Consider the following 14,679-nt stretch of genomic DNA (forward strand, 5'->3'; position numbering starts at 1 on the left):
TGATTTCAACAACTCATCGCATGCAGGAGAAGAAAATGGTTGATGGACTGCTTCAGAGCCTCGGCGTCGCGGCCAGTGCCTACACCCACGGCAACCATCCCGTTCACACCCCCATCGATGGCAGCCAGATCGCCTCGGTGACCCTGGAAGACAAAACCCAGGTGCTGGCCAAGATCGACGTCGCGCAACAGGCTTTCCTGGCCTGGCGCAACGTGCCGGCGCCGCGCCGCGGTGAGTTGGTGCGCCTGTTCGGCGAAGTGCTGCGCCAGCACAAGGCCCAGCTTGGTGAGCTGGTGTCCATCGAAGCCGGCAAGATCACCCAGGAAGGCCTGGGCGAAGTGCAGGAGATGATCGACATCTGCGACTTCGCCGTGGGCCTGTCGCGCCAGCTGTACGGCCTGACCATCGCCTCCGAGCGCCCTGGCCACCACATGCGTGAAACCTGGCACCCGCTGGGCGTGGTCGGCGTGATCAGCGCCTTCAACTTCCCGGTGGCGGTGTGGTCGTGGAACACCGCGCTGGCGCTGGTGGCTGGCAACTCGGTGATCTGGAAACCGTCGGAAAAAACCCCGCTTACCGCGCTGGCTTGCCAGGCCCTGTTCGAAAAAGCCCTGAAGCAGTTCGGCGAAGCGCCTGCGGGCCTGTGCCAGCTGGTGATCGGCGACCGCGACGCCGGCGAGGCCCTGGTGGACGACCCGCGCGTACCGCTGGTCAGCGCCACCGGCAGCACCCGCATGGGCCGGGAAGTGGGCCCGCGCGTGGCCGCCCGCTTTGGCCGCAGCATTCTCGAACTGGGCGGCAACAACGCCATGATCCTGGCCCCCAGCGCCGACCTCGACCTGGCCGTGCGTGGCATCCTCTTCTCTGCCGTGGGCACCGCAGGCCAGCGCTGCACCACCCTGCGCCGGGTGATCGTGCACTCCTCCATCAAGGATGAAGTGGTGGCGCGGGTGAAAGCCGCCTACGCCAAGGTGCGCATCGGCGACCCGCGCAAGGACAACCTGGTCGGCCCGCTGATCGACAAGGCCTCGTTCGACGCCATGCAGGGCGCGCTGGCCAAGGCCCGCGACGAAGGCGGCCAGGTGTTCGGCGGCGAGCGCCAACTGGCGCAGCAATACCCTAACGCCTACTACGTAAGCCCGGCCATTGCCGAAATGCCAGGCCAGAGCGAGGTGGTGCGCCACGAGACCTTCGCGCCGATCCTGTACGTGCTGGCGTATGACGATTTCGAAGAGGCGCTGCGCCTCAACAACGAAGTGCCGCAAGGCCTGTCGTCGTGCATCTTCACCACCGACCTGCGCGAAGCCGAGCGCTTCCAGAGCGCCTCGGGCAGCGACTGCGGCATCGCCAACGTCAACATCGGCACCAGCGGCGCGGAAATTGGCGGGGCGTTTGGCGGCGAGAAGGAAACCGGCGGTGGTCGTGAATCGGGCTCCGATGCCTGGAAAGCCTACATGCGCCGTCAGACCAACACGGTGAACTACTCGCGCGAACTGCCGCTGGCCCAGGGCATCGTGTTCGATTGAGTCCGGCCCCCGTGGCCCCTTTCCTTTGATTTGACCGGGTTCGCGTCATGACTCAATTGCGTCAGGAATGTCTTTGGGAACACCTTACTCCGCCAGCAGCCGCCACCGCGGCCCTGGCGGGCTCGGCCAAGGCCGATGTCTGTGTGATTGGCGGCGGCATTACCGGGCTCAACGCCGCCATCGCCTTGCTGGAGCAAGGCCAGCGGGTGGTGCTGCTTGAGGCGCATCAGGTCGGCCATGGCGGCTCGGGGCGCAATGTGGGGCTGGTCAACGCCGGCACCTGGATACGCCCCGACGACGTCGAAGCCACCCTGGGCCGCGAGCAGGGCAGCCGCTTGAACAAGGTGCTGGGTGAAGCGCCGGCTGCGGTGTTTGCCATGATCGAGCGCCTTGGCATCGACTGCCAGGCGCGCAACGCCGGCACCCTGCACATGGCCCACAACGCCACCGGCGTGGCTGACCTGGAAAGCCGCAACGAGCAGTGGCGCCGCCGCGGTGCTGACGTGGAATTGCTGACCGGCGCGCGCTGCGAAGCATACTGCGGCACCACGAAAATCGCCGCTGCGCTGCTGGACCGCCGCGCGGGCACCATCAACCCCATGGCTTACACCCAAGGCCTGGCGGCCGCGGTGAAGCGCCTGGGTGGCGCCATTCACGAACATTCGCCGGTGGAGCAGCTGCAACGCCAGGGCGATGGCTGGCTGGTGAAGACTGCCAAGGGGGAGGTCAGCGCCGCCAAGGTGGTGATCTCCACGGGCGCCTACACCGAGGGCGACTGGACCGACCTCAAGCGCCGCTACTTCCGTGGCTATTATTACCAGGTGGCATCGAAGCCGCTGGTGGGCGCAGCGGCTGATGCGGTGCTGCCTCACGGCCAGGGCTCGTGGGACACCCGCACGGTGCTCAGCAGCATCCGTCGCGATGCCGATGGCCGCCTGTTGCTGGGCAGCATGGGCAGGGTCGACAACAAGCCCGCCTGGTTCGTGCGGCGCTGGGCCGACCGCATCCAGGGCCATTACTTCCCGGCCTTGGGCAAGGTGGATTGGGAGATGCACTGGACCGGCATCATCGATTTCACCCCTGACCACCTGATGCGCCTGTTCGAACCGGCGCCCGGCGTGGTTTCGGTGACCGGCTACAACGGCCGCGGCAACACCACTGGCACGGTGGTGGGCAAGGCGCTGGCAGACTACCTGCTGAGCGACGACCCTGCGGGGCTGCCGCTGCCGTTCTCGCTGGACAAGCCGGTGACGCGCCCGGCGCTGCGCACCGGGTTCTACGAGACAGGGTTCTCCCTGTACCACGCGGGGCAGTGTTTGCGGGTGGTGTTGTAGCGCGCGGACGCAGCCTTCGGCAGCTGCTACGGGTTGTCGTCATCGCACACGGTTTTTGCGTGAACGCCAATTACGTAGCAGCTGCCGCAGGCTGCGTCAGCGTTCCTTCAGGTGCAACCAGTTCAGGAAGCCACCCTTGCGGATTTCCGTCGGCTTCTGCAGCAACAACGACTGGCTCTTGCGCTGCCGGTAGTGCTGCAGCTTGGTGAACGCCGCCAGCACCTCGCTGCGCTCGCCCATGCAGGCCTTCAGCGCCTGCTTGTCGATGCGGTACAGGATGCAGGTGGTCAGCGAGCGAAACTCCGCCATCGAGGTACCCTCGGACACCAGGTTGTCCTCGCCCAATATCTCCCCGGGCCCCATGCGTCCCGCCTCGATCATCCGTTCGCCGTCCTTGATGCGCGCCGACACCACGCCCGTGCCGATCACCAGCAGGAACTCGGACGTGGCGCCGTAGGCCAGAATCAAATGGTCCTCGGGGTATTCCACTGGGCTCATGCTCTCGGCCAGGTGGTCCTTGTCCTCGTTGCTCAGCGAGCGGAACACCCGCACCTCTTCCAACAGGCTGCGTTGCCGCGACCAGGGCCGTTCTGCAGGTTCCAGAGCCCAGCTCACGCCCGAGGCCTGCAGGTGCCGGTGCGCCAGGTCGAACAACAGGTTCTGCGCTTCGGTCTTCTGGTCCATGGAACGGATGAAGCCGCTTGCCTCGTATTCCATGTATTCCAGGGTCGAGGCCTTCACCGCCGCCTTGGGCTTGGGTGAAATCAGCAGCGCCGTGGTGCCTTGCAGGGCCTTTTCCAGCGCGTCCAGCACCTTGCGCGGGCGCACCTGGGCGGGCACGGCGATGCTGATGGACACGCCATGAATGTTGCTCGGCCGGCTGAAGTTGAGGATTTTCGCCTTGGCCGCCACCGAGTTGGGGATCACCGCCATGGCGCCGTTGCTGGTCATCAGGTGGGTGGCGCGCCAGTCGATGTCGACGACCTTGCCTTCGGTGCCGTCGATGGCAATCCAGTCATCCACCTGGTAGGGCTTGGTGGTGTTCAGCACGATGCCGGAAAACACGTCGCTCAGGGTGCTTTGCAGCGCCAGGCCGACGATGATCGCCATGGCGCCGGAGGTGGCCAGCAGGCCTTTCACTGGTAACTGCATCACGTAGGCCGCGGCGGCGACGATGGCGATTAAAAAGATCACCGCGCCCATCACGTCCTGCAGCAGGCGCCCGGTGTGGCCGTTGCGCTGGAACAGCACGGCGCCGAGGATCACCGTCAACAGCCGCGCGGCGAACAGCCACCAGACGATCTCCAGCAGCGTCGCCACCATGTTCAGCGTGGCGTCGTCGGGCCAGGGCGCTGGCGTCAGCGGGCTCATGCCGGTGGAATTGAGCACCCAGCTGAACAGGATGAAGGCGCTGGCGCGGGTGGCCAGGCGAGCCATGCGGTGCTTCTGCGGGATCGAGTGCCACACGGCCAGGTCGATCAATAGCAGCACGGTACCGATGGCCAACGGATGATTACTGATCAATGAGAACATGGCGGCCCCAGGGCGATTCGGCTGTTCTAGTGTGTTCGAGTATCTGCCGCGCCGCCACTGTGGATCTTGAATGAATGGGCTGGTTCTTGCGCCGGGATATGGCTACGATGCTAATCGTTAGCTAGCTATGCAGATTTGCAGGCAATGGCGATATTCCCCCGCGCATTGAGCGACTTTTCCAAGGCGGTCTTCAACCCCTCGACCCCGGCGCTGCAGTTCGCCCTCAAGAACATGCTGGGCGGCGGCCTGGCGCTGTACCTGGCGTTCATCCTGCAGATGCAGCAGCCACAGTGGGCGCTGACCACAGTGTTCATCGTCAACCAGCCACTGAGTGGCATGGTGCTGTCCAAGGGCGTCTACCGCCTGCTGGGCACCTTCGTTGGTGCCGTGGTTTCCCTGGGCATGATCGCCGCGTTCGGCCAGGCCTCGCTGATGTTCCTGCTGTGCATGGCGCTGTGGCTGGGCTTCTGCACCGCCGGCGCGTCGCTGTACCGCAACAACGCCTCCTACGGTTTCGTGCTGGCGGGCTACACCACGGCGATCATCGCCTTGCCCTCCACCGCCGCGCCCCTGAACGTGTTCGACCAGGCTCAGGCGCGCTTCTTCGAGATCACCCTGGGCATCCTCTGCGCCTCGCTGGTCAGCACCGTGCTGTGGCCGCGCCGTGTCGAACGGCAACTGGCTGCGCAGGCCCGCGGCGCCTGGCAGGCCGGCATGGCCGCGGCAGCCTCGGAGCTGCTGGGTGTGGACCAGCGCCAAGGCCTGCTGGATGCCCTGGGGCGCATCGTCTCGGTGGACGCCCAGCGCGACCACGCCGCCTTCGAGGGTCCGCTGGGGCGGCTGCGGGCCCAGGCGTTGCGGGTAATGAGCCGGGATTTGCTCAGCCTGTTGCGGGTGGCGCGGGGTGTGGCGCGCTTGCGGCAGATGCTGGATGAAGCGGCAGGCGAACGCCTCGACCCGATGATCCAGGGCGTGGCCCAGGCCCTGGCCGACGGCAGCGAAACAGCCCTCAACCAGCAGGGCGTGGTGCTGGACGAAAGCCTGCTCGACCCCAGCCTCGAACCCCAGGTGCACACCTGCCTGATGCGCCTGACCGTGGTGGTGCGCCTGGCCAGCGTGGCAGTGCAGACCTTGCGCGCCGTCGAGCAAGGTGACCCGGTCAGCAACGCCCCCGGCCCGCTGGCCTGGCACCGCGATGTCGAGCAAGGCGCCATCTCCGGCCTGCGCAGCGCCCTGGCGTTCCTCGCCGTGGCCGCGCTGTGGGTGTTCACCGCCTGGCCGGCGGGCCTGGGCGCGGTGTCCATCTGCGGCGTGGTGCTGAGCCTGTTCGCCGGCCGCGAAGCCCCGGCAGGCGCCGCGCTGAACTTCCTCAAGGGTATCGCCCTATCCGTGCCCGTGGCGGCGTTGGTGGCCTACGGGCTGCTGCCGGGCTGGGAAGGCTTCCCCATGCTGTGCCTGGGCCTGGGCGTGCCGCTGTTCATGGCCTCGCTGTGCCTGAGCCAGCCGAGCATCGCGCCCATCGCCTCGTCGTTCTGCATCTTCTTCGTGAACAACGTCGCCCCCAACAACGTCATGAGCTACGACCTGGAACAGTTCCTCAACAAGGCCCTGGCCACCCTGTTCGGCGTCGGCATCTCGGTGGTGGTGTTCCGCCTGGTCACCCTGGGCCCCGGCCTGCGCCACTACCGGCGCCTGGTACAGGCGTCGCTCGCCGACCTGTCCCAGCTCACCCAACGCCCGCTGAGCCACGCCGAGGGCTGGTTCGGCGGGCGTATGGCCGACCGCCTGATGCGCCTGGCGCGCTACCGCACCCAACACCCGGACGAACCCAACCTGCACTGGCACGACGGCCTCTACGGCCTGGACCTGGGCGGCGAACTGCTGCACCTGCGCGGCTGCCTGGTGGACGCCACGGGCACCGTCGCGGCGGCGCGTGACCGCTACCTGCGGCAGGTAGCGCGCCTGCTCAAGCAGGGGCCGCCGGCGCCGGCGCGGGTAGCGATGCTGGATGAGCCGAGCGAGCGATTGCTGGCGGTGCTGGAGGTGGATACGCAGTTGACTGACAGGCGCCGCGAGCTGGCGCGGGCGGCGGTGGTGCAGGTGCGGTTCGTTTGGCGGGGGTGGTGCAAGCAGAGCTCCTGAGCTAAGTGCTGGTGGGGCGATATTGCAACGCCTCCGCCACATGCCCCCGCCCAACCTGCTCCACCTCTTCCAGGTCCGCCAAGGTACGCGCCACCTTCAGCAGCCGATGCGCTGCCCGCAGTGACAGCGTCAGCCGCTCGCAGGCGGTTTCCAGCCATTGCTCATCGGCTGTGGATAACTTGCAGTGTGCCTTCAGCCCCGGCAGGTCGAGAAAGGCGTTGGCGCAGCCCTGGCGCCGCAGTTGCCGGTCGCGGGCGGCGGCCACGCGTGCGGCGGCGTGGGCGGTGTCGTCGCCGGGCTGTGGGGTTGGGTTGAGGGCGGTGGTTTCGCGGGCGACGGTGACGTGCAGGTCGATACGGTCCAGCAAGGGGCCGGAGAGTTTGTTGCGGTAACGGGCGATCTGGTCGGTACTGCAGCTGCAACGGCTGCTGGGGTCGCCGAGATATCCACAGGGGCAGGGGTTCATGGCGGCCACCAGCTGGAAGCGCGCGGGGAAGCGGATCTTGTCGCGGGCGCGGGCGATGACGATTTCGCCAGACTCCAGCGGCTCGCGCAGCACCTCCAGCACCTTGCGGTCGAACTCGGGCAGTTCGTCGAGAAACAGCACGCCGTGGTGGGCGAGGGTGATCTCCCCTGGCTGCGGCCGGCTGCCACCACCGACCAGCGCCGCCCCGGAAGCGGAGTGATGGGGGTGGCGAAACGGCCGCTGCGGCCAGTGCTTCAACGGCGCCAGGCTGGCCACCGACTGTATCGCCGCAACCTCCAGCGCCTCGCGCTCATCCAGCGGCGGCAGCAGCCCGGGCAAGCGGCTGGCGAGCAGGGTCTTGCCGGTGCCGGGCGGGCCGCTGAACAGCAGGTTGTGCGCCCCGGCTGCGGCTACCAGCAGGGCACGCTTGGCCGCCGGCTGGCCCTGCACTTCGCTGAGGTCGGGGTAGGGGCGGTCCAGCAGTATCAGGCCGTTGGAACTGAAGGGGCTGATGCGTTGCTGGTCGTTGAAATGGCAGACCAGCTCCAGCAGGTTGCTGGCGGCAATGACCACCAGCCCTGACGCCAGGCTGGCCTCCTCGGCATTCTCGCAGGGCACCACCAGCGCCCGCCCGGCCTCGCGGGCCGCGAGCGCGGCAGGCAGCACGCCCTGCACCGGCCGTATCGCCCCCGAAAGCGCCAGCTCGCCCAGGCATTCCACATCCTGCAGCGCCGCCGTGGGGAACTGCCCGCTGGCGGCGAGAATGCCCAGGGCGATGGCCAGGTCGTAGCGGCCACCGTCCTTGGGCAGGTCCGCAGGCGCCAGGTTCTGGGTGATGCGCCGCGCGGGGAAATTCAGGTTCGAGTTGACGATGGCGCTGCGCACCCGGTCCTTGCTCTCCTTGACCGAGGCTTCCGGCAGGCCCACCAGCGTCAGCGAAGGCAGGCCGTTGGCCAGGTGGGTTTCCACCGTGACGGCCGGCGCGCCGACCCCGACCTGGGCGCGACTGTGGACGATGGCTAGAGACATGATTGCTCCGTGCAGGGGTAGGGAAGGACCGCTTCCTTGCGGTGCTTTCAGGGTAGTGGCTGGTGAGGGGAGTGCCAGGGGGGTATTGCGTCGGGGTGTTTCAGATTCTGCTATTCCAGAACGCTCGCTTGCCTCATGCCGTCAAGCGCCGGAATCACATCGTGTGTGAGCCAGCGCCGCAGACCACGGCTCTCGGCAGAGCAGTGGTACAGGAGCAATGCGTAGACGCCCGATCCACTCAGGATCAGGACCTCCCAGGTCCCAGCGGAGCATGTGATTCTTTCGGTTCGATACGCGGCGCCCGCGCAAGGCTACACGGAAAATTCGGAATTTTCCTTCAGCTCAGTGGGCGTGGGAAAGTAAGACCTGCTTCGTTATAGCTGCGGATGGGCGCCAGAAGGGAGGGCGTTGCACCGTAGCCGCTGCCGCCAGGCTGCGCTGGCCCTCATTGCAGACCAACATTTTCAGTGCACGCAATGGCCAGCGCAGCCTGCGGCAGCGGCTACGTGGCGAAGTCAGCGCGGCAAATCACTCATGAACGCCTCCAGCCGCGACCTCAACCACCGCTCCCCCGGGTCCGTATCCATCACGCTCAACCACACCATCGACAGGTCCAGCGTAGGCGTGTCGAACGGCAGCGGTTCGGTGTACAGGTTGCCGTAGCCCACCATCGCGTTCGCTGCGTAGTCGGGGGCGCCGGCGAGCAGGTCGGTGCCGGCCAGCAGGGCGGGCAGGGCACTGTATTGGGGGACGGAGAGGACGACGTTGCGCTTGCGGCCGATTTCTTCCAGCCACTCGTCCACCACGCCGCTGGTGTTGGCCATGTGCGAGACCAGCACGTGGGGGCGTTCGCAGTATTCGTCGAGGGTCAGGGGGTGGTCGGATTTGTCGGCGCGCAGGATGCGCGGCTGGATGCGCCGCAGCAGCTTGCGCTTGGCGTTGGCCGGCAGGCCGCGGGTCTGGCTGATGCCCACGGTTATTTCGCCGGAGGCGAGCAGGTCGGGCACGCGCCAGTAGTCCACGTGCTGCACCACGAACACCACCTTCGGCGCCTCCTGGCGCAGGGCGCGCAGCAGCGGCGGCAGCAGGCCGAACTCGACGTCGTCCGACAGCCCGATGCGGAAGGTGGAGTTGCTGACGGCGGGGTCGAAGTCGTGGCTCAGGCTGATGGCGATGGACAGCGCGTCCAGGGCCGGCGACAGGTGCCGGGCCAGTTCCTCGGCGCGGGCGGTGGGCTCCATGCGGTGGCCGACACGCACGAACAGCGGGTCGTTGAACATGCTGCGCAGGCGGTTGAGCGCCGAGCTGATGGTGGGCTGGCCGAGGAACAGCTTTTCGGCGACGCGGGTGACGTTGCGCTCGAGCATCAAGGTCTCGAACACCACCATCAGGTTGATGTCGGCCTTGCGCAATTCATTGCGGTTCATCGGCGGCTGCCCCCAGTCCATTCGCGTATGGCTGGAGTGTAGAGGTGCGGGTTTGTATGACGCAATGCTACAAACCCACCGCCCCGTAGCAGCGGCCGCAGGCCGCGTCACCGGGCGCGAGCTGAGTGGTTATTCCGCAGGTGGCGCCAGGCGGGCTTCGAGTTCGGCCATCTTCGCTTCCAGCGCTTCAAGGCGCGCGCGGGTGCGGGCCAACACCACCATCTGGCTATCGAATTCTTCCCGGCTTACCAGGTCCAGCTTGCTGAAGCCGCTTTGCAGCAGCACCTTGAACTGGCTTTCCAGCTCGGCGCGTGGCTGGCTGGTGTCGCTGCTGAACAGGCGCGAGGCGTGGTCGCCAAGGGCGTCGAGGAAGGCTTTGGGCGCAAGCATGGTGAAATTCCTGAATCTGATGGCCTGGAGTGTAACACGCAGGCGTCTATAGTCAGTGGCGTGGCGGCCGCACGGTTTTTGCGCATCGCCACGTTCGAGTGCGCACCAGGATAGGGCGCAACCGTTGATCAGATGTGGGGCGAGGGCGACAAGCAAGGGGAAACACGCCGAATTTGTTGGGTTGCACGGACATGGCAAGCTTTCTGCTTACACAGCATTGACCCATGCACTGATGCAGTCGATGTGACGAATGCAGTGCGCAGGCGGAGCGGGATGTGTTTCGTCAGGAGCGGTACTGGTGGTTGGTCTGGGGATGTGGGACCGACGACGCGTTACAAAGCCAGGCACTGCGCTTAGACTTGAGCTGGGTTTGTTTTCCTGGGGCAAGTCCACTAATTCGGGAGAGAGTTTCATGAAGCTAGTCACTGCCATCATCAAGCCGTTCAAATTGGACGACGTCCGCGAGTCGCTGTCTGAAATCGGCGTGCAGGGCATTACCGTAACCGAGGTGAAAGGCTTCGGGCGCCAGAAGGGTCACACCGAGCTGTATCGCGGCGCGGAATACGTGGTCGACTTTTTGCCCAAGGTGAAGATCGATGTCGCCATTGACGACAAGGATCTGGACCGGGTGATCGAGGCGATCACCAAGGCTGCCAACACCGGCAAGATCGGCGACGGCAAGATTTTCGTGGTCAATCTGGAACAGGCCATTCGCATCCGTACCGGCGAAACCGATACCGACGCGATCTAAGCCGCCCCAAACCCAACGCCCCAGGAGAAAACAATATGACTCTGCGTCAATTCGCAGGGCTAGGAGCCCTGTTGTCCCTCGTAATACCCGGCATGGCCCTGGCGGCTGATCCGGTTCCGGCACCGGTGCTCAATTCGGGCGATACCGCGTGGATGCTGACGTCTACCGCCCTGGTGCTGTTCATGACCATTCCTGGCCTGGCGTTGTTCTACGGCGGCATGGTTCGTTCGAAAAACATTCTTTCCGTGATGATGCAGTGCTTCGCCATTACCGGCCTGGTCAGCATTCTGTGGACCATCTATGGCTACAGCCTGGCGTTCGATACCACCGGTATGGAAGCTGGCGTCGTCAACTACAACTCCTTCTTCGGCAGCATGGCCAAGGCGTTCCTGGCGGGTATCACCCCGGCCAGCATCACTGGTCCTGCGGCGCTGATTCCGGAAGCGGTGTTCGTCACCTTCCAGATGACCTTCGCCATCATCACCCCGGCGCTGATCGTGGGTGCCTTCGCCGAGCGCATGAAATTCTCGGCCATGCTGGTGTTCATGGGCATCTGGTTCACCCTGGTGTACGCACCGATCGCGCACATGGTCTGGTCCGGTCCGGGCTCGCTGTTGGGTGACTGGGGCGTGCTGGACTTCGCCGGTGGTACCGTGGTGCACATCAACGCCGGTATCGCAGGCCTGGTGGCGTGCCTGGTGCTGGGCAAGCGCAAAGGCTTCCCGACCACCCCGATGGCCCCGCACAACCTGGGCTACACCCTGATGGGCGCAGCGATGCTGTGGGTAGGCTGGTTCGGCTTCAACGCCGGTTCCGCCGCCGCTGCCAACGGCACTGCCGGCATGGCCATGCTGGTCACCCAGATCGCCACCGCGGCCGCTGCACTGGGCTGGATGTTCGCCGAGTGGATCACCCACGGCAAACCTAGCGCCCTGGGTATCGCTTCGGGCGTGGTTGCCGGCCTGGTAGCCATCACCCCGGCTGCCGGTACCGTGGGCCCGATGGGCGCCCTGGTCATCGGCCTGGCGGCTGGCGTGGTGTGCTTCTTCTGCGCCACCACCCTGAAACGCAAGCTGGGCTACGACGACTCCCTGGACGCCTTCGGCGTGCACGGTATCGGCGGTATCCTCGGCGCTATCCTGACCGGCGTGTTCGCAGCCCCTTCGCTGGGCGGCTTCGGCACCGTGACCGACATCGCTGCCCAAGTCTGGATTCAGTGCAAGGGCGTGGCGTTCACCATCGTCTACACCGCCGTGGTGACCTACGTCATCCTCAAGGTGCTGGACGTGGTCATGGGCCTGCGCGTCAACGACGAAGAAGAGTCGGTTGGCCTGGACCTGGCGCAACACAACGAGCGCGGCTACAACCTGTAACCGCCTGCGAAAAAATGCCCGGCTTGCCGGGCATTTTTTTGCCTGCGATTTGTCATTTGTCCAGGGCGCAAACGGTTTCTGCCAGCCAAGTTCCAGCAACCGTGCCATGTAGGCGAAAGGCTTACAGGCAATGATGAATTTAGCCCCTTTGCTTTTTCCCAGAGCGCGCTAGAATGCGCCCCGAACGTGTGGAGAATGGTATGTGGCAGCAACGGTTGATCACCTTGAAGCCAAGGCCGCGCGGCTTTCACCTGGTAACGGATGAGCTGCTGCACGACTGGCCAGAGTTGCGTGCATGCCGTATCGGCCTGCTGCACCTGCTGCTGCAACATACGTCGGCGTCGTTGACCATCAACGAGAACGCCGACCCTGCGGTTCGGCGTGATTTCGAGCGTTTCTTCAACCGCCTGGTGCCCCAGGGCGACGGCGGCTATGAACACAACGACGAAGGCGCGGATGACCTGCCGGCACACTTCAAGGCCAGTTTGCTAGGCTGTCAACTGACGTTGCCGGTGCGGGACGGGCGGCTGGCGCTGGGTACCTGGCAGGGTGTGTATTTGGGTGAGCACCGTGATCATGGCGGTGCTCGCAGGGTGCTCGCCACGTTGCAGGGCGAGGCCAAATGACCGTCGGCAAACCGACGGATATGAATTTTTCCTGGCAGCCATCGACAGACGGTCAGGCTGCGCTATAAATAATCTGCTTTTCGCAAGTCATGAGGTAGAACATGAGCGACGATGATCTGGAAAACGACGAACTCGAAGTAGGTGACGAGGACGATACCGAGGAAGGCCTGGAAGCGGCAGCTGAAGACGTTGCCGACGACAGTGGCGACGATACCCCCGCGCCCTCGGCCAAAGGCAAATCCAAGGCTGCAGTGTCGGTAGACGAACTGCCTAGCATTGAAGCCAAGAACAAGGAGCGTGATGCCCTTGCCCGCGCCATGGAAGAATTCCTGGCTCGTGGTGGCAAGGTGCAGGAAGTCGAGGCCAACGTGGTCGCCGACCCGCCCAAGAAGCCGGACAACAAATACGGCAGCCGCCCTATCTGAGTCCCTGCTTGCATGAAAAAAGCCCGCCGTCGCTGCGGGCTTTTTCATGCCTGGGCGTTGGTTATTTCCAGCGTGCGAGGATTTGCGGGATTTCCAGCAGGCTGCGCACTTCGGCGTCCGGCTTGTGGTCCGCCTCCCACGCCTTGCCCTGCGGGTTGAACCAGATGGCCCGGAAGCCGGCCTGCTGGGCGCCGAAAATGTCGTCGCCGGGGTGGTCACCCACATGCACCGCGGCACTGGCCGCTACGCCACCGGCGCGCTTGAGCGCCTCGTTGAATAGCGCCGGGTCTGGCTTGCCGATGCCCAGGTCCTCGGCGCACAGGGCAAAGCCGAAGCGGTCGGCCAGGCCCAGTCGGCGCACGTCGGCGTTGCCGTTGGTGACCACGCCCAGGGTGTAGTGCTGGCCCAGTTGTTCCAGTGCCGGTAGCACTTCGGGGAACACCTCGATCTGGTGACGGGCGTGTAGGAATACCTCGAAGCTCTTTTCTGCAAGCGGCACGGCTTCGGCCTCCGGGTAGCCGGCTTCGCGCAGGGCGTGCAGCAGCACCAGGCGGCGCAGCGCACTGATGCGGTGCTTCAGGCCAGGTTCGGCATCCACCAGGCGCTGGCGAATGGCGAACAAGTGCTCGACTTCCACCCCGCCCAATTTCGGTGCGTGCCTGGCCAGCCAATCGCGCAGCACCGCTTCGGCGCTGACGATGACGGGCGCGGTGTCCCACAGGGTGTCGTCGAGGTCGAAGGTGATCAGCTCGATGCTCATGTGTCACTGTCCTTGCTGCGTTTGGCCCGTGGGTGGGCGCTGTCGTAGACCGTGGCCAGGTGCTGGAAGTCCAGGTGGGTGTAGATCTGCGTGGTGGCGATGTCGGCGTGGCCGAGCATTTCCTGCACCGCGCGCAGGTCCTGGGACGACTCCAGCAAATGGCTGGCGAAAGAGTGCCGCAGCATGTGCGGGTGCAGGTTCTGGCCCAGCTCGCGCTCGCCGGCGGCCTTGACCCGCAGCTGGATGGCCCGCGGGCCCAGGCGCCGGCCCTGCTGGCTGACGAACACCGCGTCGTCGGCGGGGTTGCTCAGGCCGCGCAGGGGCAGCCACTGCTGCAGCGCCTCGCGCGCCTTGCGGCCCACTGGCAGCACGCGGGTCTTGCTGCCCTTGCCGTGCACCTGCACCAGGCCGTCGGCCAGGTCCAGCTGCTCAAGGTTCAGGCTGGTCAGCTCCGACAGGCGCAGGCCCGAGGAATAGAACAGCTCCAGCATGGCCTGGTCGCGGTGGGCGAGAAAATCGTCCTCCACGGCGCCTTCCAGCAACTGCAGCGCGCGGTCGGTGTCGAGGGTGCGCGGCAGGCGCCTCTCGCCCTTGGGTGGCGACAGGCCGTTGGCCGGGTCGTGGCTGCAGATGCCTTCGCGGTTGAGGTAGCGGTACAAGCCGCGCACCGCTGATAGCAGGCGTGCCAGGCTGCGCGAGGATTGCCCCTGCTGGTGCAGGCGGGCGACCAGGCGGCGCAGCTGCTGGATGTCGAGGGCGTTCCAGCTGGCCAGCTGTTCTTTCTCACAGAACGCCAGCACCTTGTCCAGGTCGCGCCGGTAGGCTTGCAGGGTGTGGTCGGACACTTGCCGCTCACTGCGCAGGTGCGCGCAGTAAGCGTCCAGGTGCGCCTGCATG

13 protein-coding genes are annotated in these 14,679 nt (G+C 65.6%); 7 read left to right on the top strand and 6 right to left on the bottom strand.

The annotated features are described in order from the left end of the window. Positions 1-35 precede the first annotated feature (35 nt). A complete protein-coding gene (gene amaB, locus AC0J42_RS01205) occupies positions 36-1,526 on the top strand; it encodes an L-piperidine-6-carboxylate dehydrogenase (protein ID WP_416421852.1) in 1,491 nt (496 codons plus the stop codon). A gap of 47 nt (positions 1,527-1,573) precedes the next feature. Beyond that, positions 1,574-2,860 (top strand): L-pipecolate oxidase, encoded by a 1,287-nt coding sequence (gene amaA / locus AC0J42_RS01210; protein ID WP_416421853.1) that lies wholly within the window; start codon positions 1,574-1,576, stop codon positions 2,858-2,860. A gap of 96 nt (positions 2,861-2,956) precedes the next feature. Here amaA and AC0J42_RS01215 read toward each other — a convergent pair whose 3' ends face one another. Beyond that, positions 2,957-4,393 (bottom strand): mechanosensitive ion channel family protein, encoded by a 1,437-nt coding sequence (locus tag AC0J42_RS01215; protein ID WP_416421854.1) that lies wholly within the window; start codon positions 4,391-4,393, stop codon positions 2,957-2,959. A 144-nt stretch (positions 4,394-4,537) separates the two neighbouring features. Between AC0J42_RS01215 and AC0J42_RS01220 the strand changes: the two genes are divergently transcribed. Continuing rightward, on the top strand, positions 4,538-6,535 hold the full coding sequence (locus AC0J42_RS01220) for an FUSC family protein (protein ID WP_473005065.1): 1,998 nt from the start codon (positions 4,538-4,540) through the stop codon (positions 6,533-6,535). A gap of 1 nt (position 6,536) precedes the next feature. Here the strand turns inward: AC0J42_RS01220 and AC0J42_RS01225 are convergent, their stop codons facing one another. The 3 genes from AC0J42_RS01225 to AC0J42_RS01235 all read right to left on the bottom strand — a co-directional run bounded on the left by AC0J42_RS01225 (position 6,537) and on the right by AC0J42_RS01235 (position 9,847). Beyond that, entirely contained in the window at positions 6,537-8,030 is a 1,494-nt protein-coding gene (locus AC0J42_RS01225) for a YifB family Mg chelatase-like AAA ATPase (protein WP_473005066.1), read from the bottom strand. Between the two features lie 515 nt (positions 8,031-8,545). Further along, entirely contained in the window at positions 8,546-9,457 is a 912-nt protein-coding gene (locus AC0J42_RS01230) for a LysR family transcriptional regulator (RefSeq protein ID WP_416421862.1), read from the bottom strand. Positions 9,458-9,586: 129 nt separating this feature from the next. Continuing rightward, positions 9,587-9,847 carry an accessory factor UbiK family protein gene (locus AC0J42_RS01235; protein WP_416421863.1) on the bottom strand — a complete coding sequence of 87 codons (261 nt, stop codon included), beginning with the start codon at positions 9,845-9,847 and terminating at the stop codon, positions 9,587-9,589. Between the two features lie 412 nt (positions 9,848-10,259). Between AC0J42_RS01235 and glnK the strand changes: the two genes are divergently transcribed. The 4 genes from glnK (at position 10,260) to sutA (ending at position 13,022) form a co-directional block, all read left to right on the top strand. Continuing rightward, positions 10,260-10,598, top strand: coding sequence for a P-II family nitrogen regulator (gene glnK, locus AC0J42_RS01240; protein ID WP_002555808.1), 339 nt, complete (start codon positions 10,260-10,262; stop codon positions 10,596-10,598). Between the two features lie 35 nt (positions 10,599-10,633). Next, positions 10,634-11,971 carry an ammonium transporter gene (locus AC0J42_RS01245; protein ID WP_416421864.1) on the top strand — a complete coding sequence of 446 codons (1,338 nt, stop codon included), beginning with the start codon at positions 10,634-10,636 and terminating at the stop codon, positions 11,969-11,971. Between the two features lie 200 nt (positions 11,972-12,171). Then, a complete protein-coding gene (locus tag AC0J42_RS01250) occupies positions 12,172-12,597 on the top strand; it encodes a secondary thiamine-phosphate synthase enzyme YjbQ (RefSeq protein ID WP_416421865.1) in 426 nt (141 codons plus the stop codon). 101 nt (positions 12,598-12,698) lie between these two features. Beyond that, positions 12,699-13,022, top strand: coding sequence for a transcriptional regulator SutA (gene sutA / locus AC0J42_RS01255; protein ID WP_416421866.1), 324 nt, complete (start codon positions 12,699-12,701; stop codon positions 13,020-13,022). A gap of 61 nt (positions 13,023-13,083) precedes the next feature. Here the strand turns inward: sutA and AC0J42_RS01260 are convergent, their stop codons facing one another. Continuing rightward, a complete protein-coding gene (locus AC0J42_RS01260; RefSeq protein ID WP_416421867.1) occupies positions 13,084-13,782 on the bottom strand; it encodes an HAD family hydrolase in 699 nt (232 codons plus the stop codon). After that, positions 13,779-14,678: a tyrosine recombinase XerC gene (gene xerC / locus AC0J42_RS01265; protein WP_416421868.1), complete on the bottom strand. Its 900-nt coding sequence runs from the start codon at positions 14,676-14,678 to the stop codon at positions 13,779-13,781. Before xerC ends, AC0J42_RS01260 begins: the two co-directional genes overlap by 4 nt. Position 14,679: the final 1 nt, after the last annotated feature.

This window comes from Pseudomonas sp. Tav-5-1A (assembly GCF_055755055.1).